General features: G+C 73.1%; 22 protein-coding genes. 8 read left to right on the top strand and 14 right to left on the bottom strand.

Features of this window, described 5'->3' with window-relative positions; genetic code table 11:
- Positions 1-52: 52 nt before the first annotated feature.
- The 9 genes from ACLJTM_RS01135 to fahA all read right to left on the bottom strand — a co-directional run bounded on the left by ACLJTM_RS01135 (position 53) and on the right by fahA (position 9,622).
- Entirely contained in the window at positions 53-652 is a 600-nt protein-coding gene (locus ACLJTM_RS01135; RefSeq protein WP_411101425.1) for a Uma2 family endonuclease, read from the bottom strand.
- A gap of 107 nt (positions 653-759) precedes the next feature.
- Positions 760-1,368, bottom strand: a complete 609-nt coding sequence (locus ACLJTM_RS01130) for a hypothetical protein (RefSeq protein ID WP_411101424.1) — start codon at positions 1,366-1,368, stop codon at positions 760-762.
- A gap of 127 nt (positions 1,369-1,495) precedes the next feature.
- Complete coding sequence (locus ACLJTM_RS01125) at positions 1,496-4,252, bottom strand: fumarate reductase/succinate dehydrogenase flavoprotein subunit (RefSeq protein WP_411101423.1); 2,757 nt, start codon at positions 4,250-4,252, stop codon at positions 1,496-1,498.
- Between the two features lie 11 nt (positions 4,253-4,263).
- Entirely contained in the window at positions 4,264-5,031 is a 768-nt protein-coding gene (locus ACLJTM_RS01120) for an ABC transporter ATP-binding protein (protein ID WP_411101422.1), read from the bottom strand.
- Entirely contained in the window at positions 5,028-5,834 is an 807-nt protein-coding gene (locus ACLJTM_RS01115; RefSeq protein ID WP_411101421.1) for an ABC transporter permease, read from the bottom strand. Before ACLJTM_RS01115 ends, ACLJTM_RS01120 begins: the two co-directional genes overlap by 4 nt.
- Complete coding sequence (locus tag ACLJTM_RS01110; RefSeq protein WP_411101420.1) at positions 5,831-7,207, bottom strand: ABC transporter substrate-binding protein; 1,377 nt, start codon at positions 7,205-7,207, stop codon at positions 5,831-5,833. The genes ACLJTM_RS01115 and ACLJTM_RS01110 overlap by 4 nt, the downstream gene beginning before the upstream one ends.
- Positions 7,208-7,221: 14 nt before the next feature.
- Entirely contained in the window at positions 7,222-7,449 is a 228-nt protein-coding gene (locus tag ACLJTM_RS01105; protein WP_266934936.1) for a ferredoxin family protein, read from the bottom strand.
- Positions 7,450-7,489: 40 nt separating this feature from the next.
- Complete coding sequence (locus ACLJTM_RS01100; protein ID WP_411101419.1) at positions 7,490-8,260, bottom strand: GntR family transcriptional regulator; 771 nt, start codon at positions 8,258-8,260, stop codon at positions 7,490-7,492.
- Positions 8,261-8,395: 135 nt separating this feature from the next.
- A complete protein-coding gene (fahA, locus tag ACLJTM_RS01095) occupies positions 8,396-9,622 on the bottom strand; it encodes a fumarylacetoacetase (RefSeq protein ID WP_411101418.1) in 1,227 nt (408 codons plus the stop codon).
- Positions 9,623-10,099: 477 nt separating this feature from the next.
- Here fahA and ACLJTM_RS01090 point away from each other — a divergent pair, with 477 nt between their 5' ends.
- Positions 10,100-10,918 carry an HAD family hydrolase gene (locus tag ACLJTM_RS01090; RefSeq protein WP_411101417.1) on the top strand — a complete coding sequence of 273 codons (819 nt, stop codon included), beginning with the start codon at positions 10,100-10,102 and terminating at the stop codon, positions 10,916-10,918.
- Positions 10,919-10,924: 6 nt separating this feature from the next.
- On the opposite strand, the gene ACLJTM_RS01085 is transcribed toward ACLJTM_RS01090, so the two are convergent.
- The 3 genes from ACLJTM_RS01085 to ACLJTM_RS01075 are packed head-to-tail and all read right to left on the bottom strand — an operon-like array spanning position 10,925 to position 11,828.
- Positions 10,925-11,284 carry a hypothetical protein gene (locus tag ACLJTM_RS01085; protein WP_411101416.1) on the bottom strand — a complete coding sequence of 120 codons (360 nt, stop codon included), beginning with the start codon at positions 11,282-11,284 and terminating at the stop codon, positions 10,925-10,927.
- Positions 11,281-11,568: a hypothetical protein gene (locus tag ACLJTM_RS01080; RefSeq protein WP_411101415.1), complete on the bottom strand. Its 288-nt coding sequence runs from the start codon at positions 11,566-11,568 to the stop codon at positions 11,281-11,283. The genes ACLJTM_RS01085 and ACLJTM_RS01080 overlap by 4 nt, the downstream gene beginning before the upstream one ends.
- Positions 11,565-11,828: a hypothetical protein gene (locus tag ACLJTM_RS01075; RefSeq protein WP_411101414.1), complete on the bottom strand. Its 264-nt coding sequence runs from the start codon at positions 11,826-11,828 to the stop codon at positions 11,565-11,567. Before ACLJTM_RS01075 ends, ACLJTM_RS01080 begins: the two co-directional genes overlap by 4 nt.
- Positions 11,829-11,930: 102 nt before the next feature.
- On the opposite strand from ACLJTM_RS01075, the gene ACLJTM_RS01070 reads away from it, so the two are divergent.
- Genes ACLJTM_RS01070 through ACLJTM_RS01060 form a run of 3 tightly spaced genes read left to right on the top strand, consistent with a single transcriptional unit; the run spans position 11,931 to position 13,166 of the window.
- Entirely contained in the window at positions 11,931-12,746 is an 816-nt protein-coding gene (locus tag ACLJTM_RS01070; RefSeq protein ID WP_411101413.1) for a helix-turn-helix domain-containing protein, read from the top strand.
- Positions 12,747-12,757: 11 nt separating this feature from the next.
- Positions 12,758-12,952, top strand: coding sequence for a DUF397 domain-containing protein (locus tag ACLJTM_RS01065; protein ID WP_411101412.1), 195 nt, complete (start codon positions 12,758-12,760; stop codon positions 12,950-12,952).
- Positions 12,953-12,974: 22 nt separating this feature from the next.
- Positions 12,975-13,166, top strand: a complete 192-nt coding sequence (locus ACLJTM_RS01060; protein ID WP_411101411.1) for a DUF397 domain-containing protein — start codon at positions 12,975-12,977, stop codon at positions 13,164-13,166.
- Between the two features lie 51 nt (positions 13,167-13,217).
- Here ACLJTM_RS01060 and ACLJTM_RS01055 read toward each other — a convergent pair whose 3' ends face one another.
- Both ACLJTM_RS01055 and ACLJTM_RS01050 read right to left on the bottom strand, forming a co-directional pair.
- Entirely contained in the window at positions 13,218-15,221 is a 2,004-nt protein-coding gene (locus tag ACLJTM_RS01055; protein WP_411101410.1) for a CocE/NonD family hydrolase, read from the bottom strand.
- 21 nt (positions 15,222-15,242) lie between these two features.
- Positions 15,243-16,760: a peptide MFS transporter gene (locus ACLJTM_RS01050; protein ID WP_411101409.1), complete on the bottom strand. Its 1,518-nt coding sequence runs from the start codon at positions 16,758-16,760 to the stop codon at positions 15,243-15,245.
- Between the two features lie 190 nt (positions 16,761-16,950).
- Here ACLJTM_RS01050 and ACLJTM_RS01045 point away from each other — a divergent pair, with 190 nt between their 5' ends.
- From ACLJTM_RS01045 to ACLJTM_RS01030, 4 genes are all read left to right on the top strand, one after another.
- Positions 16,951-17,961 carry a polyprenyl synthetase family protein gene (locus tag ACLJTM_RS01045; protein ID WP_411101408.1) on the top strand — a complete coding sequence of 337 codons (1,011 nt, stop codon included), beginning with the start codon at positions 16,951-16,953 and terminating at the stop codon, positions 17,959-17,961.
- A 233-nt stretch (positions 17,962-18,194) separates the two neighbouring features.
- The gene (locus ACLJTM_RS01040) at positions 18,195-19,394 is read left to right on the top strand and encodes a LolA family protein (protein ID WP_411101407.1); all 1,200 of its coding nucleotides are present in this window, start codon (positions 18,195-18,197) and stop codon (positions 19,392-19,394) included.
- Between the two features lie 103 nt (positions 19,395-19,497).
- Positions 19,498-19,701, top strand: a complete 204-nt coding sequence (locus ACLJTM_RS01035) for a hypothetical protein (protein ID WP_403219443.1) — start codon at positions 19,498-19,500, stop codon at positions 19,699-19,701.
- Positions 19,698-20,114, top strand: coding sequence for a hypothetical protein (locus ACLJTM_RS01030; protein ID WP_411101406.1), 417 nt, complete (start codon positions 19,698-19,700; stop codon positions 20,112-20,114). Before ACLJTM_RS01035 ends, ACLJTM_RS01030 begins: the two co-directional genes overlap by 4 nt.
- Positions 20,115-20,118 lie beyond the last annotated feature (4 nt).

The raw sequence follows: 20,118 nt of genomic DNA, 5'->3' as shown, positions 1-20,118 counted from the left end.
GGTTCCGCATGCAGCAGGGCCCGGCTCCCCTCGGGGGGCCGGGCCCTGACGCCTATGCGGGCCGCGGCCGCTTTGCCGTGATGGCGGTGAGGTCGAGGTCGACGGGGAAGGGAACGGAGAGCTTCAGGCGGTCGTGGAAGATGCCGGTGGCGACGTAGCTGCCGCCGGCCGGCTCTCGTTCGAAGACGTAGACGACTGCCCGGTCGTCCTTGTTCTCCACACGCCAGTAGTGGGGGATCCCCGCCCGCGCGTACTTCAGGGGCTTGGTCTCACGGTCGCGGTCGACCGATTCGGGAGAGACCACTTCGATCGCGAGCAGGGCCGCCTCGGCGGGGAACCGGGTCTGCTCCAGGTCCGTGAGGACGTCCTCGCGCGCCACGACGACATCGGGCTCGGGGCGGTTGCGCCGGTCGATGTCGATGGTGAACTCGCGCAGGACTTCCAGATCAGGGGGGACGAGCGACTCCAGCTGCCGCTCGAAGAAGGTGACCGCTCGCGTGTGGAAGAGGGTCCGCGGACTCACGAAGATCAGGCTCCCGTCGATCAGCTCCGTGTGCGGAGGCAGATTCGGAAGCGTGTCCAGGTCGTCCGCGGTCCAGCCGCCCTCGGGGGGGACCGGCCAGCTGTGTTCCGGGTTCATCAGTGCCCCCATGAGCCGCAGTCTCGCGCGTGCGGCCAGCGTATCGCCGGGGGATCCGCGGAACACCGCCCTGATGGGTGAGTCATATGCGCCTGACACATGACGAAACCGGCCGACGCTCACTGGCGGCCGTGCGCGTGCGCAGTGCCTCCCGCCGACGGGGCCTTCTTCGGGCAGGTCAGCGCCGGGTTCCAGTTGTGGAAGCGGCCCGCCGGGTTCTCCTTGTACGCCCACATGTGGAGGTCGTAGTGCTTGGGCATGCCCGCCCAGTGGCCCGGCATCGGGCCGTCGAAGGGCAGCCCGAACATGCTCGGCCGGTCGCCGGAGGTCTTCAGGTCCTGGTCTCCGTCGGTGGCCATCCACTCCACCGTCTGGAGCTTGCGGCGGCCGTTGCGGTCCTTCGCGGTGCTGTACAGGAGTGCGGTCGGCCTGCTCGGGTCCAGGGAGCCCCAGTTGGCGTCCTTGACGTAGTGGTAGCCCATGGAGCCCACCCCGAACGGGTTGGTCATGCAGTCCTCGCCGCGCGGCACGTACCCGTCCTTGAGCGCCTCCCGCTCGTCCGCGTACTTGGCCGTCACCCGGATCGCCGTCGCCATGTCCGCCATCGCCCGGTGGTCGTTCGGGTCCGGCGCGGGACCCTCGACCCCGTGTGCCGGGGCCACGGCGGCCAGGCCGAACGACACGGCGGCCGCGCAGGCCAGGACGGTCTTCAGGGTGCGTACGGACATGGGGGCGGCTCCTCGCGATGGGGGTACGGGGTACGGGTTCCCGCATCCGGTCGTCCGTCCACCATCCCGGCCGCTCCCGCCCGCCGCACGCCGCGCGCCTCCGAACGGGGGGCCTGGGCCGCTCCGGTCAGGCCGCCCGGGCGGCGTAGGCGCGGACATCCGCGTCGGGGTCGGCGACCGCCGTGGCCAGGGCCGCCCGGGCCGCCGGGGTGTCCCGGTGGGCCAGCAGTGCCAGCACCGCGGCCTTGCGGACGTCCGCGTTGGCGTCGGCCAGCGCTGCGGCCAGCGGCGGTACGGCCGCTCCCGGGCCGGCGGCCGACAGCGCGGCCGCCGCACCCGCGCGTACCTGCCAGGCGGGGTCGGCCAGCGCGACCGCGGCGGCTCCCGCGTACGGGTCCGGGCAGCCGGCCCGGGCCAGGGCGGCCAGGGCGGCCCCCCGCACCAGCGGGTCCGGGTCGGCGAGCAGCGGGTCCAGCGGGGCCGGGGTCGGGGCGTGCACCGCGGCCAGGCCCTTGGCGACCGCCACCCGGACCTCGCGGGCCGGGTCGCCCGCGGCGGCGGCGAGCGCCGCGACCGCGTCCACCGCGACCAGGGCCCGGACGGCCTGGATGCGGACCTCCGGATCGGCGTCGGCCAGCGCGCCCGCGTACAGCTCCGCGTCCCCGAGCCGCAGGGCGCGGAGGGCCTCCAGGGCGGCCGAGCGCACCACCGGGTCGGGCACGGCGAGGGCGGAACGCAGCCCGGCGCCCAGCTCCGGCCCGCCCGGCAGCACCTCGACCAGTTCGCGCAGCGCGGCCGCGGCCGCCGCCCGTACGGCGGGGGCCGGGTCGGTGAGGCGGGCGGCCAGCGCGGGACCGGCTCCGGCCGGGACGGTCTCCGCGACGGCGGCCACGGCGGCGGCCCGTACGGCGGGTTCCGGGTCGTGGAGGTAGGGCCCGAGGAGGGCGAGGCCGGGTGACTCCTCGGCCAGGGCGAGGAGTTCGAGGATCCGCGGCGAACCGGAGCCCGAACCGCCGTCGGCTGCTGCCGTACCCGTACCCGTACCCGTACCCGTACCGGCTGGCGTGCCCGTACCCGGACCGGCAGGCGTGCCCGTCGCGGAGACCGGGCCGTCGGGCGGGCCCGCCGTGGCCACCCCCACCAGCGCGACCTCGCCCAGGTGGCGGGACGGGCCGCCCGCCGGGGTGAACTCCGCGACCGGCACCACGTACGGCTCCACCGGCCGCGCCGTGAACTCCATCGCCCCCGAGGGGGACTTGCGCAGGTCCAGATGGTGCAGCCAGCCCGCGTCGTCCCGGCCGGGGTGGTCCAGCCGTTCGTGGTAGAGGCCCCAGCGGGACTCCGTGCGGGCCAGCGAGGCCCGGGCCGCCATCTCCGCGCAGTCCCGGATGAAGGACACCTCCGCGCAGCGCATCAGCTCGTGCGGGGTGGCCGCTCCCATCTGCGCGATCTCCTCGGACATCCGGTCGAAGGCCTCGACCGCCAGCGACAGCCTCGCGCCGGTCTTCGGAGGGGCCACGTAGTCGTTCACGAACCTCCGCAGCTTGTACTCCACCTGCGGCTGCGGCGGCCCCTGCGGATGGCGCAGCGGCCGGTAGACCAGCTCGTGTGCGGCCGCCAGCTGCTCCGCGGGCAGCTCGCCCTCGTACGCCGTGTACCGGGAGGCGTCCGCCCCCGCCAGGTCCCCGAAGACGAACGCCCCGATCATGTAGTTGTGCGGGACGGACGCCAGGTCCCCGGCCGCGTACAGGCGCGGGACGGTCGTGCGGGCGTGGTCGTCGACGCGGACGCCCGAGGCCGAATGGCCGCCGCACAGGCCGATCTCCGAGATGTGCATCTCGATGTCGTGGGTGCGGTAGTCGTGGCCGCGGCCCGCGTGGAAGGTGCCGCGCGTGGGCCGTTCCGTCGTGTGCAGGATCGACTCCAGGGAGGCCACCGACTCCTCCGGGAGATGGCTCAGCTTCAGGTAGACCGGGCCCCGGTCGGAGGCGAGTTCGGCGGCGAACTCCGACATCATCTGCCCCGACCAGTAGTCGGAGTCGACGAAGCGCTCACCGTGCCGGTTGACCTGGTAGCCGCCGAAGGGGTTCGCGACGTACGCGCAGGCCGGACCATTGTAGTCCTTGATCAGCGGGTTGATCTGGAAGCACTCGATGCCGGTCAGGGCGGCGCCCGCATGGTAGGCCATGGCATAGCCGTCGCCCGCGTTGGTGGGGTTCTCGTACGTGCCGTACAGGTAGCCGGAGGCGGGCAGCCCTAGGCGTCCGCACGGGCCCGTCGCCAGGACGACCGCTCCCGCGCGCACGGTCACGAAGGCCCCGGTGCGGGTGTGGAAGCCGGCTGCGCCGATCGCCCGGCCGTCCTCGGGGGAGGTGAGGACCCGTACCGGCATCACCCGGTTCTCGATCCGGATCAGTTCGCGCATCTCACGGCGGCGCAGCTGCCGGTAGAGGACCTTCTTGACGTCCTTGCCCTCGGGCATGGGCAGCACGTACGAGCCCGAGCGGTGGACCTGGCGCACCGCGTACTCGCCGTGCTCGTCCTTCTCGAACTTCACCCCGTACGACTCCAGGCGCTGCACCATCGCGAAGCCGCGGGTGGCGGTCTGGCGGACGGTGGACTGGTCGACGATGCCGTCGTTGGCCCGGGTGATCTCGGCGACGTAGTCGTCGGGTTCGGCCCGGCCGGGCACGACGGCGTTGTTGACCCCGTCCATCCCCATGGCGAGGGCCCCGGAGTGGCGCACGTGCGCCTTCTCCAGCAGCAGGACCCGCGCCCCGCGCTCGGCGGCGGTCAGGGCCGCCATCGTGCCGGCGGTGCCGCCGCCGATGACGAGGACGTCGCAGGAGAGTTCCTCGGCGTCGCCGATCGCGGGAATGTCCACGGTGCTGCCTTTCAGAGGGAGTCGATGATCCGGCGGCGCAGCCCGGCGTCCACGGCTCCGCGGGTGCGCGGATGCGGGACGCGGAGCACGTCGGCGGTGCCGAGCAGGGCCACGCGGTCGCCGAGGAACAGGGCCTCGTCCACGTCATGGGTGACGAAGACGACCGTCGCGCCCGTGCCGGCCAGCACGTCCACGAGGAGGTCCTGCATCCCGGCGCGGGTCTGGGCGTCCAGGGCGCCGAAGGGCTCGTCCATCAGGACGGCGCGGGGGCTCGCGGCCAGGGCGCGGGCCAGCTGGACGCGCTGGCGCTGCCCGCCGGAGAGCTGGTGCGGGTACTTGTGGGCGTGCCCGGCCAGACCCACCCGCTCCAGCCACGTCCCGGCGCTGCGCCGCCGCTCCGCGCGGGGGGCGCGGCGGACGGCGAGGGGGAGCTCGACGTTGGCCCGTACGGTCCGCCACGGCAGCAGGGCGTCGTCCTGGAAGACCAGGGCCCGGTCGGCGCCCGGCCCGGTGACCGGGGCGCCGTCCTGCTCCACGGCGCCGCCGAGCGGCGGCAGCAGCCCGGCGAGCGTGCGCAGGAGCGTGGACTTGCCGCAGCCGGACGGGCCCACCACCGTGAGCAGTTCGCCCGGCTCGACCACCAGGTCGAGGCCGTCCAGCACCGGGCTGCCGCGGTGGCCCAGCCGGGCGCCGCGCAGTGCGAGCCGGGCCCCGGGCGCCCCCGGGGCGGCCGGGGCGCCGGTGTCGGCGAGGCCGGTGCGGGTGTCGGTCGGGCTCATGCGGCCACCTCCCTGGTGCGGGGTTCGGGGTGTTCGTGCGTCCGGGAGGGCAGCCAGCGGGTCAGGCGGCGGCCGGCGCGTTCCACGGCCGTGGAGGTCAGCCAGCCCAGCGCGCCGATGGTGGCCATGCCGACGAACACGCCGGGGTAGTCCACCACCGTGTAGTCCTGCCAGGTCCGGTAGCCGACCCCGTACTGACCGGAGATCATCTCGGCGGAGATCACGCAGATCCAGGAGACGCCGATCCCGACGGACAGGCCGCCGAAGATGCCCGGCAGGGCGCCGGGGAGGACCACGGAGAAGAGGATCCGGGCGGGCCGGCCGCCCATCGTCAGGACGGCCTCCTCCCACACCGGGGCCAGCGCCCGCACCGCGTGCCGGGTCGAGACCAGCACCGGGAAGAAGGCGGCCGCGCAGGTGATGAAGACGATGCCCTGCTCGTCGGAGGGGAACAGCAGGATGGCCACGGGGACCAGTGCGATGGCCGGGATCGGGCGCAGCACCTCCAGCACCGGCCCCAGCACGTCCCCGACGACCCGGGAGCGGGCGATGGCCGTGCCGGCGGCCACGCCGAGGACGGCCGCGAGGGCGAAGCCCGTGACGATGCGGCGCAGGCTCGCGCCGAGGTCCTGCCAGTACGGGCCGCCCCGGGCCCGCTCCGCGAACCGTGCCGCGGTCTCCCCGACGGTCGGGAACTGCTCGAAGCGCAGCCACAGGTTCACGTCCAGCGCGGTCAGCACCTGCCACAGCAGGAGCGCCGCACCGAGCGAGGCGGCCCGCAGCAGCCAGCGGCCGGCCGTCACGAGGCCAGGGCTCCGGCCTCGGCGAAGCTCACGATCCGGGCCCCGGAGGCCGCGTGCTGCTCGGTGTACGCCCGGGCGCCGGCCGGGGTGACGAAGGCGCGCAGCTCGGCGCCCTCGGCCACCCAGACGGCGTTGTCCGCGAACCAGGGGGTGCCGGTCACCGCGTCCGGCACGTACGCGGCCCGGACATCGGCGCCGCGGGCCGCCTTGAGGAGCTCGCGCGGGGAGTCGTAGGTCTGCGTGTGCGCCTGCCCCTTCAGCCACAGCTCGGGGCGGGCGGGTGCGGCCTGCGGGAGGGCGGTGGCCGCGGCCGCCGTGCGGGACAGGGGCCCCGGGTCCACGAAGGCGTCCACGTCGACCTCGCCGACCAGCCCGGCGGCCCGCAGCACGGGGACGTCCTGCTTCAGTGCGTCGACGAGTTCGGGGCGCAGGGCCGGGTCGAAGGTGGCGATGCCGTGTGCGCCGTTGTAGAGGTAGACCACCTCCGCGGGCAGCCCGGTCTCCTTGGCCACCGACTCGGCGGCGGCGACCGGCTGCGCCCGCAGGTGGTCGGTGGCCCGGCGCTGGGCCCGCAGGAAGTCCTCCAGCACGCCCGCCCGTTCGCGGGCGAAGCGCTCCCGGACCGTGACCCCGTGGAAGGTCGGCAGGTTCAGCTCGGCGCCGTCGTAGAGCGCCTTGGCCCGGCCCTCGTAGGCGAGCTGCCCCGGCCAGGCCACGAACTGCGACAGGGCGTCCACGCTGCCCGCCTGGAGCGCCGAAGCGCCGACGCTGGGCTGCTGGTTGAGCTTCTGCACGTCCTTTTCCGGGTCCATCCCGGCGCGCTGCAGGGCCCGTACGAGGGTGCCGTCGGCGGCCGAGCCGACCGAGGTCGACACCTTCTTGCCGCGCAGGTCGGCGAGGGACTCCAGCTTCGAGCCGGGCGCCGTGACCACGGTGTTCAGGCCGCCGCGCAGGTTGTAGCCGGTCACCGACACCAGACGGGTGGGCTGCTTCAGCTCCTTGCCGCGCGCCGCGTTGAGCAGCAGCGGGAAATCGCCCATCGAACCGATGTCGATCTTCCCGGCCGTCATCTGGGCGGTGATCGGGGCGCCGGTGGCGTAGTCCTGCCAGGCGACCTTGTAGCTGACCCCGTCCTGCCGGCCGCGTGCGGCGAGCTCCTCCTCGAAGTAGCCGAGGGAGCGCAGCAGCGTGCCGGCCGTGACGGTGTTGATGGTCTTGGACTGGTAGCCGACGGTCACGGTGACCGTACGGGTCCCGGCCGCCCCGGAGGCGTCGCCGCAGGCCGTGGCGAGCGGGGCGAGCAGCAGGGCGAGGGCGGGCGCGAGGGTTCCCGTGCGGCGCACGGCGCGGCGCGGGGAGGGGCGGACGGGCATGGCGGCGGGGCCTTTCACCGGAGCAGGTAGGGCATGTTGACGGTGACCGCCCCGGTGGGGCAGCGGGCGGCGCACGGACCGCAGTACCAGCACTCGTCCACGTGCATGTAGGCCTTGCCGTTGTCCTCGCGGATCGCGAGCGAGTCGAGCGGGCACATCTCGACGCACAGGGTGCAGCCGTCGATGCACAGGGACTCGTCGATGGTCACGGGCACGTCGCCGCGCTGGGGGACCAGAGGCATGGCTGTCTCCAGGAAGGGGGCGGAGGGGGAGGGCGGGGCGCTACAGGGAGCGGTGCAGGAGGCCGCTCATGGTGATCCGGTCGCCGCGGAAACGGATGAACTCCAGGTCCACGGGGCGCCCGTCGGCGAGGTGGCTGAGCCGCTCCAGCATCAGGACGGCGGACCCGCGCGGGGCCTGCAGCACGGCGGCGGAGTGCGCGTCGGCGGTGACGGCCTCCAGGGTGATCTCGGCGCGGCCCAGGCGCTGCCCGGTCACCTGCTCCAGCAGCGCGAACACGTCGGTGTGCTCCAGGTCGCGGTCGAGCAGCCCGGCGCCGATGTCCAGCGGGACGTAGGTCAGGTCGAGGGAGAGCGGCAGGCCGTTCAGGCGGCGCAGCCGTTCGATGTACAGCACATCGGCGTGTTCGGGCAGGCCGAGGCGGCCGGCGACGGGCGCGGGGGCCCGGACCGGGCCGGCCGTGCGGACCTCGTTGGTGACCTCGCCGTGCTCGTGCAGGGTCTCGGCCAGGCCCTGGAGGCGGTTCAGGCCGTGCGGGAACTTCTCGCAGACGACGACGGTGCCCACGCCCGGCCGGCGCTCCACGAGCCGTTCGACGCGCAGCAGGTCCAGGGCCTGGCGCACGGTGTTGCGGCCGGCGCCGAACTCGGCGGCGAGGGTGTCCTCCAGCGGCAGGACACCGCCGGGGAAGCCGCCGGCCAGCACCTGGTGGCGCAGCAGGTCGGCGAGTTGCCGCGCCCGGTCCGCGCGCAGGCGCCGACGGCGCGCTGCGGCGACCGGGACGGTGTGCTCACGGGTGCGTTCGGCTGGCATGACAGGGAACGTACCGTTGGAGGGCCGGTGATGGTGTTGCCGCAGTGTTGCGCCACCACGCACCATCGGCGCAGGGCTGTGACCTGCGGTTGCGGCGGGGTGGCGGAGAGATCCGCCACCCCGTCGGCGGAGCTGTCAGCGCGCGCCCGTGATGCGGCCGGTGACCTCGCCGAGGCCCACCCGGGTGCCGTCGGCGCCGGGGGCCCAGGCGGTGAGGGTGACGGTGTCGCCGTCCTCCAGGAAGGTGCGCTTGCCGTCGGCGAGCTCGATGGCGTCGCGGCCGTTCCAGGTGAGTTCCAGCAGGGAGCCGCGCTGTCCGGTCTCGGGGCCGCTGACGGTCCCGGAGCCGTACACGTCGCCGGTGCGCAGGGAGGCCCCGTTGACGGTCATGTGGGCCAGCTGCTGGGCGGCGGTCCAGTACATCGAGGCGAACGGCGGATGCGCCACCTCCTGCCCGTTGACGGCCACGGTGATGTGCAGGTCGAAGCCGCCGGGGCGGTCGACGGCCGCGTCGTCCAGGTAGGGCAGGAGCGGAAAGTCCCGGGCGGGCGGGGCCACGCGGGCCGCGTCCAGGGCCTCCAGCGGGGTCACCCAGGCGGAGACGGAGGTGGCGAAGGACTTGCCGAGGAAGGGACCCAGCGGTACGTACTCCCAGGCCTGGATGTCGCGCGCCGACCAGTCGTTGAGGAGGAACAGGCCGAAGACGTGGTCCTCGAACTCGCCCAGCGCCACCGGGCGGCCCAGCTCGGACGGGGTGCCGACGACGAAGCCGACCTCGGCCTCGATGTCGAGCTTGACGGACGGGCCGAAGACGGGCGCCGGGTCGGCGGGGGCCTTGCGCTGCCCGGAGGGCCGTACGACGTCCGTGCCGGAGACGACGATCGTGCCCGAGCGGCCGTGGTAGCCGATGGGCAGGTGCTTCCAGTTGGGCGTGAGGGCGTCCCCGTCGGGGCGGAAGATCCGGCCCACGTTGGTGGCGTGGTGCTCGCTCGCGTAGAAGTCGACGTAGTCGGCGACCTCGTACGGCAGGTGCAGGACGACCTCGTCCAGCGGCAGCAGGTGCGGCTCCACGGCCGGGCGGTGCCCGGGGTCGGTGACCCAGGCGGTCAGCGCGCGGCGCACGTCGCGCCAGGCGGTGCGGCCGGCGGCGAGCAGCGGGTTCAGCGAGCTCCGGACGAGGAGTTCGGCGTACGGGGAGCCGAGCGCGAGCGCCACCGCCCCGGCGTCGAGCACATGGCCGCCGAGCCGCACGCCGACGCGGCGGCGCTCCGGCTCGGCCGGGGTGGAGAACACGCCGTACGGGAGGTTGTGCGGCCCGAACGGGTCGCCCTCGGGGACATCGAGGGGGCTCTGCTGGGGCATGGGGTGCTGCCTCGCTTTCGACGCGGTCCGGGGGTGTCCCGGTAGACACGGTGCGGGACACGCTACCCAGGATGACGACGGAAAGCTCGGGTGCTCGGAGCGGAGATGAAACACAACGGGGGAGGCTGAAAACGGGCAGATGTTGTGAAGTTCGGTCACATCGCGTCATCTCGTACGGTGGGCGAGTGGGCGTCGTACGCTCCGCCCAAGCAGGTACGGGACCACGACGGCGGCAGGCGCCGGCGCAGGCGTGCACGTGTGCGCACGGGGTCGGGAACGACGCGCCGGGCATCACGCAGAGGGCCGGTCGTCAGGCTGCGAGGTGCACGAAGGCGGCTCGTCCCTGCTCCGGCGAGGACGGTGCGCCTCATGCCTCCGGGGGCGCCAACTCCTCGCCGGAGGCGGGAAACGTCCACCTCCAGGTGGAGAAACCGCCAATTGTAGGACTTGTCCAAGGGGGTCCGTATCCTTGGCGCCGTGACTTCCGCCGTGCCTCAGGCCCTCCCCTTCGCCTTGATCGCCACCGACCTGGACGGGACTCTGCTGCGTGCCGGGGACACCGTTTCCGCCCGCTCGTACGCGGCGCTCGCGACCGCCCGCGCGGCCGGCGCCCAGCACATCGTCGTCACCGGCCGGCCCGTGCCGCAGGTCCGCCACGTCCTGGACGGCCTCGGCTACACGGGGCTCGCGGTGTGCGGACAGGGCGCGCAGGTCTACGACGCGGCGCGCGGCCGGCTGCTGCACTCCGTCTCCATGGACCGGGGCCTGGCCGAGGTCGCCCTCGGCAAGATCGAGGCCGAGATCGGCGAGGTCTATGCCGCGGTGAACCAGGAGGGGCTCGACGCGGAGATGCTGATAGGGCCCGGCTACCGGATGTGGCATCCGCACCTGCCCACGGTGCGGGTGCCCCGGCGCGCGGACCTGTGGTCGGCCCCCATCAACAAGGTGCTCATCCAGCACCCGGTGCTGGACGACGACGAACTGACGCAGGCGGCCCGGTCGGTGGTCGGCGACCTGGTGAACGTGACCATGGCGGGGGAGCACACGGTGGAACTCCAGCCGCCGGGCATCGACAAGGCGACCGGCCTCGCCCGGGCGGCGGCCGTCCTGGGCCTGACGGCCGAGACGACGATCGCCTTCGGCGACATGCCGAACGACGTCCCGATGTTCGCCTGGTCGCGCCACGGGGTGGCCATGGCCAACTCCCACCGCGAACTGTTCGCCGTCGCGGACGAGGTCACGCTGTCGAACGAGGCGGACGGCATCGCGGTGGTCCTGGAACGGCTCTACGCCTAGGCCGCCTCAGACGGCCCGGCCCTGCGGGAGTCCTCGGGGCCCGGGGTCGGCGACCTCCCACGTGTGGCCGCCCGGGTGGGACAGGTACTGGCCGCAGCCCCCGCCCGCCGGGCAGTCCGGGAGGACGAGGACCGTCTCGCACCCGGGCCAGCGGGCCCACAGGGCGCTCCCCGCAGGGCCTTCGCGCACCACGTCCATGTGGGGCCCGGTGTGCCGTTCGAGGGTGCACCGCAGGGCCGGGCCCGCCCCCAGCACCTCCCGGAGGGCGCCGCGCTGCCCGGACAGCAGCCGCGCCAGCGCCTCCAGGTGCGCGCCCGACAGCACGCCGGGCGCGCCGCACACCGGCCGCCCGGGAGCGCCGCTCACCCGGCCCGGCCCCGGGCGACGGCAAAGGCCAGGAAGCAGGTCCAGGCGACCGCCCCGAGGGTCACGGTCACCGTCCCCCGCCGGCCCGCCTCCGCGTCGTCCTCCGCCGCGCCGCCGCACAGGAGGCTCCGGAGCCGGTGGGCCGCATCCGTGGCGGCCCTCGCGAACGCCGCCTGCTCGGCCGCCCGCCGCACGAGCGCCGCGTCCAGCAGCGCGCGGAACTGCGCCCGGCATGCGGGGTCGGACTCGATGCGGTGCAGTTCGGTCAGCGGGGTGTCCTTCACAGCAGCCCCTCCGAGCTCCGGGCGTTGCGCCGGGCGATCTCGGCCCGCAGCCGTTCCGTGAGGTCGACGGGCCGTACCTCGCGCGGCACCGCCTCCCACTCCGGCCCACCCCGCACCGGTCGCAGCGCCCAGTACGGCCCCGCGACCCCCCGGAACTCCCCCACGCGGTCACCACGCCCCGTGTCCACCACGAGGGTGCCGGGGGGCGGGGGCGGGGGCGGGGGCTGCGGGGCGTCCGGGGGAAGGGTTGCTTCACACATGGCCGTGCCTCTCCGTAGCGGCTCGACTACCGATCGGGTTCAGAGTGGCCTAGGGTCGTGGTGTCATCAACTTGCGTGAGTTGCACGGAGAGTTGGGCGTCCATGGTGAACAGGAAAGAGCTGGACCCGGATAATTCCCTTGGCGCGGCCTTCGGCCAGCGTCTGCGCACGTTACGGGACGAGCGTGGTTGGACTCAGGAGGACCTGGCAGCACGGATGGGTTACACGGGGACGCACGTCTCGGCGGTGGAAACTGGTCGGCGCTCTCCAACTCCGCGCTTCGCGCAGAACGCCGACAGGGCCTTCGGGACCGGTGATCGCCTCGAACGGCAGGGCCGAGCCGTGCGTGACACGGCGTTGCTGGAGGGCTTCCCGGAGTACGTTGGGCACGAGCTCCGTGCGGAAGAAATCAGACTCTTCGAACTCGGCATCATTCCTGGCTTGCTCCAGACCGAGGGTTACTCCGCCGCCATCACCATGGCTGCCGTGAGCCGGGGAGCGATTACTGAGCAGCAAGGAGAAGAGCGGCTGGCTCTTCTCGCCCGGCGGCGGGCGTCTCTGGAACGCACCCCTGCCCCCTTCGTCCATGTGGTTCTGGACGAGAGCTGCATCCGGCGACAGGTTGGTGGTCCCGAAGTGATGGCGGCACAACGGGATAGGTTGGTCAGGTTCGCCGAACTGCCCTCAACCGTCGTCCAAGTCGCTCCCTACGACCTGGGTGAACGGCGGGCGTTTGACCTGCCGGTCAATCTGCTGACACTCCGCGATCGATCGGTGGTCGCGTATGCGGAGTCTGCGCAACAAGGCCACCTGGAGCGGGATATGCGTTTAGTGCAGCCCATATTGACGGCCTACCATCAGCTCCAGGCCGAAGCGCTTTCGCAGACAGCATCTGTAGCCATGATCAGCCAGTCATGAAAGGGCATCCCGTGACGACCGAATCCCCCCGCTGGTTCACGTCCTCCTACAGCAGCAACGGTGGTAACTGCGTCGAGGTCGCCACCAACCTCGTCCCCTCGCGCGGTGTCGTCCCCGTCCGGGACTCCAAGCGGGCCGACAGTCCGGAACTCGGCTTCACCGCCGCCGCGTTCTCTGCTTTCGTGGAGGGCGTCAAGGCCGTCTGAGCAACTGAAGGGCGCGGTAGCGATGACCGAATCCCCCCGCTGGTTCACGTCCTCCTACAGCAACAATGGTGGCCAGTGCGTAGAGGTCGCCACCAACCTCGTCCTCTCACGCGGCGTGGTCCCCGTCCGGGACTCCAAGCGGGCCGACAGCCCGGAACTCGGCTTCTCCGCCGCCGCGTTCGGCGTCTTCCTGGACGGCGTCAAGGCCGTTTGAGGGGCCCACCCGGCCCCCGGCCCCCGGGCCGGGTGCCCGGGGGTCGGGCGGTCAGCCCGCCGCCCGCGGCAGGCGGCGCTGCCAGGTGCGGTGGAAGACCACCTCGGTCCCCTCCCGGCAGACGACCTCGTTCGACGTCAGGAAGCCGCCCTCGTCGCAGGTGATCTCCGACCGGGTCTCGACCCGCGCGTCCCAGCCCCGCTCCGGCCGGTGGAGGCGGATCTTCCACTCCGAGCGGGTCCGGGCCGACAGGGGGTCGGCCTCCTGGATCTCGTAGACCTCCAGCGCCTCCTCGCTGAACTCCAGGCCGTCGGGGTACACCCGGGTACCCCCGTAGCGGGGGTCGACCTCCAGGTGCCAGGTCCCGCGTGCCACGTCCCGGACGACCAGCCGCTCCGGGCGCGGCTCGTCCAGCGTCGCCGGGAAGACCACCCCCAGCGGCTCCGCCTGCTCGGCCGCCTCGAAGACGATCCCCTCGTCGGCCCGGGAGGGCGCGCGCACCGGCAGGGTCAGGGTGCTGCCCGCCGGATCCAGGGTCCAGCCGGCCTCGGAGCCCGCCCGCGGCCAGATCCACGGCCAGTAGGCGGAGGAGAGCGCCAGCCGGATCCGGTGCCCCGGCGGGAAGGTGTGGCCGATGCCGTTCAGCTCGAAGGTGACGTCCTCGTACGCGCCGGCCGGCCACGGCACCGCCCGGTCCCGGCCGTGCCGCGCGGACAGGTTCAGCGCGCCCCGCGTGACCAGCGTCGAGGAGCCGTCCGGTGCCACGTCGCACAGCCGGGCCACCACCTGCCCGTACGGCACGTCCAGCCGCAGCCGCAGCGTCACCGCGGCGCGGCCGAGGATCTCCACCGGCTCCTCCGCGCCCACCGGGAACTCGAAGCAGGCCGACTTCGCGTCCTCCTCGCGCTGGTCGGGCGGCAGGTCGGCCTCGTTGCCGAAGGGGAAGAAGCGGCCCGCGTCCAGGCCGGTGTGCTGCGGGGAGGCGACGGCCACGGGCGCGCCCTGCAACCCGTACGGGACGGGGATGACCGAGGGCGAAGGCCAGGCCTTCTCCCCGGCCCAGCGGCCCGGCAGCTCCTCGTACACGGTCGCCGGCGGGTGCGAGGCGCTGATCCAGGCGCGCAGCAGCGGCTCGTCCATCACGTCGTTGTCGGCGCCCTTGAGCCAGTGGTCCCACCAGCGCAGGGTCTCCTGCAGGAAGCCGATGGCCGGTCCGGGCGGCAGCCCGCGGTCCGGGTACTGGTGCGACCACGGGCCGATCAGGCCCCGCACCCGGTCGGCGGGCAGGTGCTCGACCAGCCGCAGCACGGTGTCCCGGTAGGGGTCGTGCCAGCCGCCGACGGCCAGTACGGCCGCGCCGATCGCCGCGTAGTCCTCGCAGACGCTGCCGTGGCGCCAGTACGCGTCGCGCGTCTGGTGCGAGAGCCAGGTGTGCACCAGCGGTTCCACCGACTCCAGCCGGTCCAGCCACTGCTCGCGCCAGCCCTCGCCCACGAACTCCGGGTCGGGCGGGCGGGAGGCGAAGGCCAGCATGGTCGCCGCCCAGGCGTGCATGTCCACGGCCAGCACCGAGCCGCCCATGTAGTGCACGTCGTTGTCGTAGCGGTCGTCCGTGGAGCAGACCGTCACGACGGCCTTGAGCGCCTCCGGGGCCAGCGCGGCGATCTGCAGGGAGTTGAAACCGCCCCAGGAGATGCCGAACATGCCCACCGAGCCCGTGCACCAGGGCTGCGCGGCGAGCCACTCCACGACCGCGACCCCGTCGGCGAGCTCCCGGGCGTCGTACTCGTCGCCTGGCCGGCCCCCGCTGCACCCGTGGCCCCGCACGTCCACCCGTACGGAGGCGTAGCCGTGCCCCGCGTACCAGGGGTGGCGCTGCCAGTCCCGCGGCGCCGTCCAGTCCGTCAGCCGGTACGGCAGGTACTCCAGCAGCGCCGGGACGGGCCCGTCCGTCACCGGGCGCCAGATCCGGGCGTACAGCTCCACGCCGTCGGCCATCGGGATCCGGACGTCCTCCCGGGTGGTCCCGTACGGGAACTCGGTGCGGATGATCATGGGGTCGAGTCGCCTCTCGTCTCAGTGGACGGGGTGCATGGTGCGCCGCAGCCAGGGCGCCAGCGCCATCACGGCGAGGCCCACGGCCACGGCGATCGCGCCGTTGACGCCGAAGTAGACGGGGTGGGAGACCTCGTCGTAGACCTTGACCACCTGGGCCTGGATGCCGTTGGCGAGGGCCAGGGAGAGGAACCACAGGGCCATGGTCTGGCTGCTGAAGGCCTTCGGGGCGAGCTTGGAGGTGGCCGACATGCCGGAGGTCTCCAGCAGGACGTCGCCGAGGCCGAGCAGCAGGTAGGAGCCGACGATCCACCAGGCGGCCATCCGGTACGCGTCCCCGGCGTGGCCCGAGGTCGGGATCACCATCAGCAGGAAGGAGAGGCCGCCGAGGACCACGCCGATGGCGATCTTGTTGGAGGCGTGCGGCTGGCGTCGGCCCATGCGGGCCCACAGGGCGGCGACGACCGGGGCCAGCGCCACCTCGAAGGCGCCCAGCGCGGAGGCGTACCAGCTCGCCGGGAAGTGGAAGCCGAGGATCTCGGTCCGGGCGTTGGTCGAGGCCAGCAGCATCATCGTGGAGTAGGCCTGGAAGAGGATGAAGTTGAAGGCGACCGAGGCCAGGAAGAGGACCACGTACGGACGCAGCCGGACGCGCTCGGCGGCGGTGACCCGCGGGCTGCGGAACATGAGGGCGAAGTAGACGACCGGGGCGATCACCGAGACGAGGGTCAGCAGGTCGACGAAACGGTCCATCGTCAGCCGGCCGGCGACCGCCAGAAGAGTGGCGAGCACCGCGAACAGCACGCACCCCGCGATGATCTTCGTCACGGCGGAGCGCATCGCGTCGGGCGCGAGCGGGTACTCGGCGGAATGCTTGCGTCCGGCCAGGTGGCGGCGGCCCGCGACGTACTGGACCAGCCCGGCGGTCATGCCGATCGCGGCGGCGGAGAAGCCCCAGTGCCATCCCTCGTTCTCGCCGAGCCAGCCGGTGATCAGGGGCCCGGCGAAGGCGCCGATGTTGATGCCCATGTAGTAGAGGGCGAAGCCGGCGTCGCGCCGCTCGTCGTCGGTCCGGTACAGCTTGCCGACCATGGTGGCCACGTTCGGCTTGAGCAGGCCGGTGCCCGCGCTGATCAGGCCGAGGCCCGCCCAGGTCATGGCGGCGGTGGGCACCGCCATGGCGTAGTGGCCGCAGGCGATCAGGACACCGCCCCACAGGACCGCCCGATAGGAACCGAGGATCCGGTCGGCGAGCCATCCGCCGGCGACGGAGACGAGGTAGACCATGGTCCCGTAGGCCGCCGAGACGGAGGCCGCCGTGCCCGGGTCCATGCCGAGGCCGCCGTCGGCCACCGCGTCCGCGAAGTACAGGACGAGGATGGCCTGCATGCCCAGGAACGAGAAGCGCTCCCAGACCTCCAGTCCGGAGAGGGTGGCCAGACCCCGGGGGTGGCCGAGGAAGGCGCGCTCGTCACCCGGGGGCGGCTGGTCCGCCTCCGGGTCGGAGGGCTCGTCTCTCGCGGTGGCATGTGTGGACAAAACGGATTCTCCGGTTGTTTCGGCTTCTGACGAACATACCGGTGCGGTTCGGGCAGTGCGCGGGTGACGGCCGGGCAGGCGCTCTCCGTGATCGAAAACAGACCCGATACGCTGGCTTGAGTGATGGCAGCGACACATCGACAATCCAGGTGATCGTCACCGTGATCGTCAGCAGACAGGAGTACCCCTCGTGACCGTCGTCGGGCCGTTCGGACTGAGCGTGCGGGACCAGGCTCTTGAGACCGATGTCCAGGCCGGACTGGCCGCCGTCGAGGCGGGTCTGCTGGAGGCCACCAAGAGCGAAGTCCCCTTCATCACCGAAGCCGCACAGCACCTGGTGCGGGCCGGAGGCAAACGGTTCCGCCCCCTCCTGGTGATGCTCGCCTCGCGCTTCGGCGACCCGTACGCCCCCGGGATCGTGCCCTCCGCCGTGGTCGTGGAACTCACCCACCTGGCGACGCTCTACCACGACGACGTCATGGACGAGGCGGACGTGCGCCGCGGGGTGGCCAGCGCCAACACCCGCTGGGGCAACTCGGTCGCCGTCCTCACGGGCGACTTCCTCTTCGCCCGCGCCTCGCACATCCTGGCCGACCTCGGCCCCGAGGCCGTACGCATCCAGGCCGAGGCCTTCGAGCGGCTGGTGACCGGCCAGATCCTGGAGACCGCGGGCCCCCGCGACGGCCGTGACCCGGTCGCCCACTACCTCGACGTCATCGCGGGCAAGACCGGCTCCCTGATCGCCGTCTCCGGCCGCTTCGGTGCGCTGATGTCCGGCGCCGACGAGTCGGTCGTCGACATCCTCACCCAGTACGGCGAGCGCCTGGGCACCGCCTTCCAGCTCGCCGACGACGTCCTCGACATCGCCTCCGACGCGCACGAGTCCGGCAAGACCCCGGGCACCGACCTGCGCGAGGGCATCCCGACCCTGCCCGTACTGCGGCTGCGCGAGATCGCGGCCCGCGACGGGCGGCCCGAGGACCGGGAGCTCGTCACGCTCCTGGACGGCGACCTGACCGACGACGCCCGGCACGCCGAGGTGCTGACCCGGCTGCGGGCGCACCCCGCGCTGGAGCGGGCCCGGCGCGACACCATCCGGTACGCCGAGGACGCGCGGGCCACCCTCGCCCCGCTGCCGGAGTGCTTCGCGAAGTCCGCCCTGGAAGAGCTGTGCGACGCCGTGGTCCACCGCGCCGGCTGACGCCTCCCGCGCCGTACCGGCAGCAGATCGGGCCCCTCGGCCCCGGCGACCCCTACGGGTCGGGGGCGGGGGGCCCGCTGCGTGTCATCCCACGGGTGTACGCGCAGTTGCTTCCGGGGACTGACGCCGTGAGGGCGCGGATTTGGTCAGATGGAGTCATCAAACCCCACCAGATCGGGTGAGCGCGGCGGCACGGGGGCCGCCGCCGACGACACAGAGGGCAGGGCACTGACATGGCAGCGAACACGAAGACTTCTCGCAAGGTCACCCGGTACGCCGTACCGGTCGCGGTGGCAGGTGTGGCCGCGGCGACCGTCGCGATGGTCCCGGCCTTCGCGAACGCCGGCGGGCCCGACCTCCCGAAGGTGACGGCGCAGCAGCTCATCGAGAAGGTCGCGGCCTCCGACGTGCAGCAGCTGTCGGGCACGGCCAAGCTCAGCACCGACCTCGGCCTGCCCTCCCTCGCGAGCGGGCTGCTCGGCGGCGGCGGCGTGGCGGGCGGCTCGGCCGATCCGCAGGACAAGGTCGCCCAACTGGCCTCCGGCACGCACACCTTCCGCGTCGCCGCCGACGGCCCGGACCGCCAGAAGCTCACCTTCCTCGACGGCAAGGACGAGTACAGCCTCGTCCACAACGGCGACGACGTGTGGGGCTACGACTCCCAGTCCAAGGAGGTCTTCCACGAGAAGGCCCCCGAGGGCGCCGGCAAGGAGCACAAGACGGGCGAGCGGATGGCGGCCTCGCCCCAGCAGCTCGCCGAGGAGCTCCTGAAGTCCGTCGGCCCGACCACCGACGTCAGCGTCGGGGACACGGCGCAGGTCGCCGGGCGCGACGCCTACCAGCTGGTCCTCAAGCCCCGGCAGGGCGGCTCCACGATCGCCTCGGTGCAGATCGCCGTGGACGCCGGGAACGGCGTGCCGCTGCGCGTCCAGGTGCTGTCCGCCCAGGGCGGCAAGCCCATCGTCGACGCGGGCTTCACCAAGGTGGACTTCGCCAAGCCGGCCGCCGACACCTTCGTGTTCACCCCGCCCAAGGGCGCCAAGGTCACCGAGGGCGGGCCCGCCCGCGGGGACAAGGAGTTCAAGGCGCTGGAGTCCTTCCCGGGCCTGGACGGCCTGATGGGCGGCCCGAACGCCAAGGGCGACACGAAGGTCCTCGGTGAGGGCTGGGCGACGATCGCCCGGATCGACACCGGCGAGGGCAAGGGCCTGCTGCCCGGCTCCGGCTCCGGGGACAAGGCCAAGGGCAAGGACGCCCCGAAGGAGGCGCAGCAGTTCCTCGACTCGATCGGGGAGAAGGTCTCCGGGACGTTCGGCGAGGGCCGGGTGCTGTCCACCCGCGTGGTCAACGCCCTGGTGACCGACGACGGCAAGGTCTACGTCGGCGCGGTCACCAAGGACGCGCTGGTCAAGGCGGCCGACGCCAACAAGTAGCCCCCGCGGGAAGACGTGCCGAAGGGTGGGCCGGGACTGTGTCCCGGCCCACCCTTCGTCCGTTCCCCTCCTGCGTACAGCAGGCCCGCTGTACGGTGAGGCCATGTCGAGACACGTCACCATCCGCCTGGACGAGGAGTTCCACGAGCGCCTGAAGGCGCGCGCGGCGGCACTGGGGACGACCGTCACCGCGCTGATCACCGAGGTCACGGAGCGCGAACTCGACGAGGACCGGAAGAACTTCCTCTCCGGGATAGAGGAGTTCGCCGACCACTGGGCCTACTTCCAGGAGCGGTTCGGCAATTGAAGATCACCATGGAGTGGGCCTGGACCGCTCTGGCCCACCACCTCCCGTCCGACCCCGCCGTATGGGACCCCTCGGGGGTGGCCGCCGCGGTCGCCCGGCACCAGAACGACCTCGTGCTGGTGCCCGAGCAGCCCGCCCCGGACACCGCATGGCGGGCCGCCGCGTTCCTGCACACCCTCGCGGTGTGCCCGGCGCTGGAGTCCCCGATGAACGAGTTCTACGCGGCCGCGGCCACCCGCTCGTACCTGCGGGTGGCCGGGGCCAGGCAACTGCCGTCGCCGGAGGTGCTCGGCGACCTGGTGGAGGCGGCGAAGCGGGGCCGCGCGGACGTGGCCGCGGTGGCCGAGGAGCTCCGTTCGCGGATCCAGGACCCGCTGCCGGCCTCGCTGCGGGGCGACACCGGGGGCGCGTAGGCCG

The organism is Streptomyces sp. cmx-4-9 (assembly GCF_046548835.1).
Classification (GTDB): Bacteria; Actinomycetota; Actinomycetes; order Streptomycetales; family Streptomycetaceae; genus Streptomyces.
Note: the sequence above shows the minus strand (reverse complement) of the source record. Positions and strands in the feature narration are given on the sequence as shown.

What these genes read in the sequence shown, in the direction of transcription:
- ACLJTM_RS01135 (WP_411101425.1), bottom strand. Translation starts at nt 652, where the DNA reads ATGGGGGCACTGATGAACCCGGAACACAGCTGGCCGGTCCCCCCCGAG.
- ACLJTM_RS01130 (WP_411101424.1), bottom strand. Translation starts at nt 1,368, where the DNA reads ATGTCCGTACGCACCCTGAAGACCGTCCTGGCCTGCGCGGCCGCCGTG.
- ACLJTM_RS01120 (WP_411101422.1), bottom strand. Translation starts at nt 5,031, where the DNA reads ATGAGCCCGACCGACACCCGCACCGGCCTCGCCGACACCGGCGCCCCG.
- ACLJTM_RS01110 (WP_411101420.1), bottom strand. Translation starts at nt 7,207, where the DNA reads ATGCCCGTCCGCCCCTCCCCGCGCCGCGCCGTGCGCCGCACGGGAACC.
- ACLJTM_RS01105 (WP_266934936.1), bottom strand. Translation starts at nt 7,449, where the DNA reads ATGCCTCTGGTCCCCCAGCGCGGCGACGTGCCCGTGACCATCGACGAG.
- ACLJTM_RS01100 (WP_411101419.1), bottom strand. Translation starts at nt 8,260, where the DNA reads ATGCCAGCCGAACGCACCCGTGAGCACACCGTCCCGGTCGCCGCAGCG.
- fahA (WP_411101418.1), bottom strand. Translation starts at nt 9,622, where the DNA reads ATGCCCCAGCAGAGCCCCCTCGATGTCCCCGAGGGCGACCCGTTCGGG.
- ACLJTM_RS01075 (WP_411101414.1), bottom strand. Translation starts at nt 11,828, where the DNA reads ATGTGTGAAGCAACCCTTCCCCCGGACGCCCCGCAGCCCCCGCCCCCG.
- ACLJTM_RS01070 (WP_411101413.1), top strand. Translation starts at nt 11,931, where the DNA reads ATGGTGAACAGGAAAGAGCTGGACCCGGATAATTCCCTTGGCGCGGCC.
- ACLJTM_RS01060 (WP_411101411.1), top strand. Translation starts at nt 12,975, where the DNA reads ATGACCGAATCCCCCCGCTGGTTCACGTCCTCCTACAGCAACAATGGT.
- ACLJTM_RS01055 (WP_411101410.1), bottom strand. Translation starts at nt 15,221, where the DNA reads ATGATCATCCGCACCGAGTTCCCGTACGGGACCACCCGGGAGGACGTC.
- ACLJTM_RS01040 (WP_411101407.1), top strand. Translation starts at nt 18,195, where the DNA reads ATGGCAGCGAACACGAAGACTTCTCGCAAGGTCACCCGGTACGCCGTA.
- ACLJTM_RS01035 (WP_403219443.1), top strand. Translation starts at nt 19,498, where the DNA reads ATGTCGAGACACGTCACCATCCGCCTGGACGAGGAGTTCCACGAGCGC.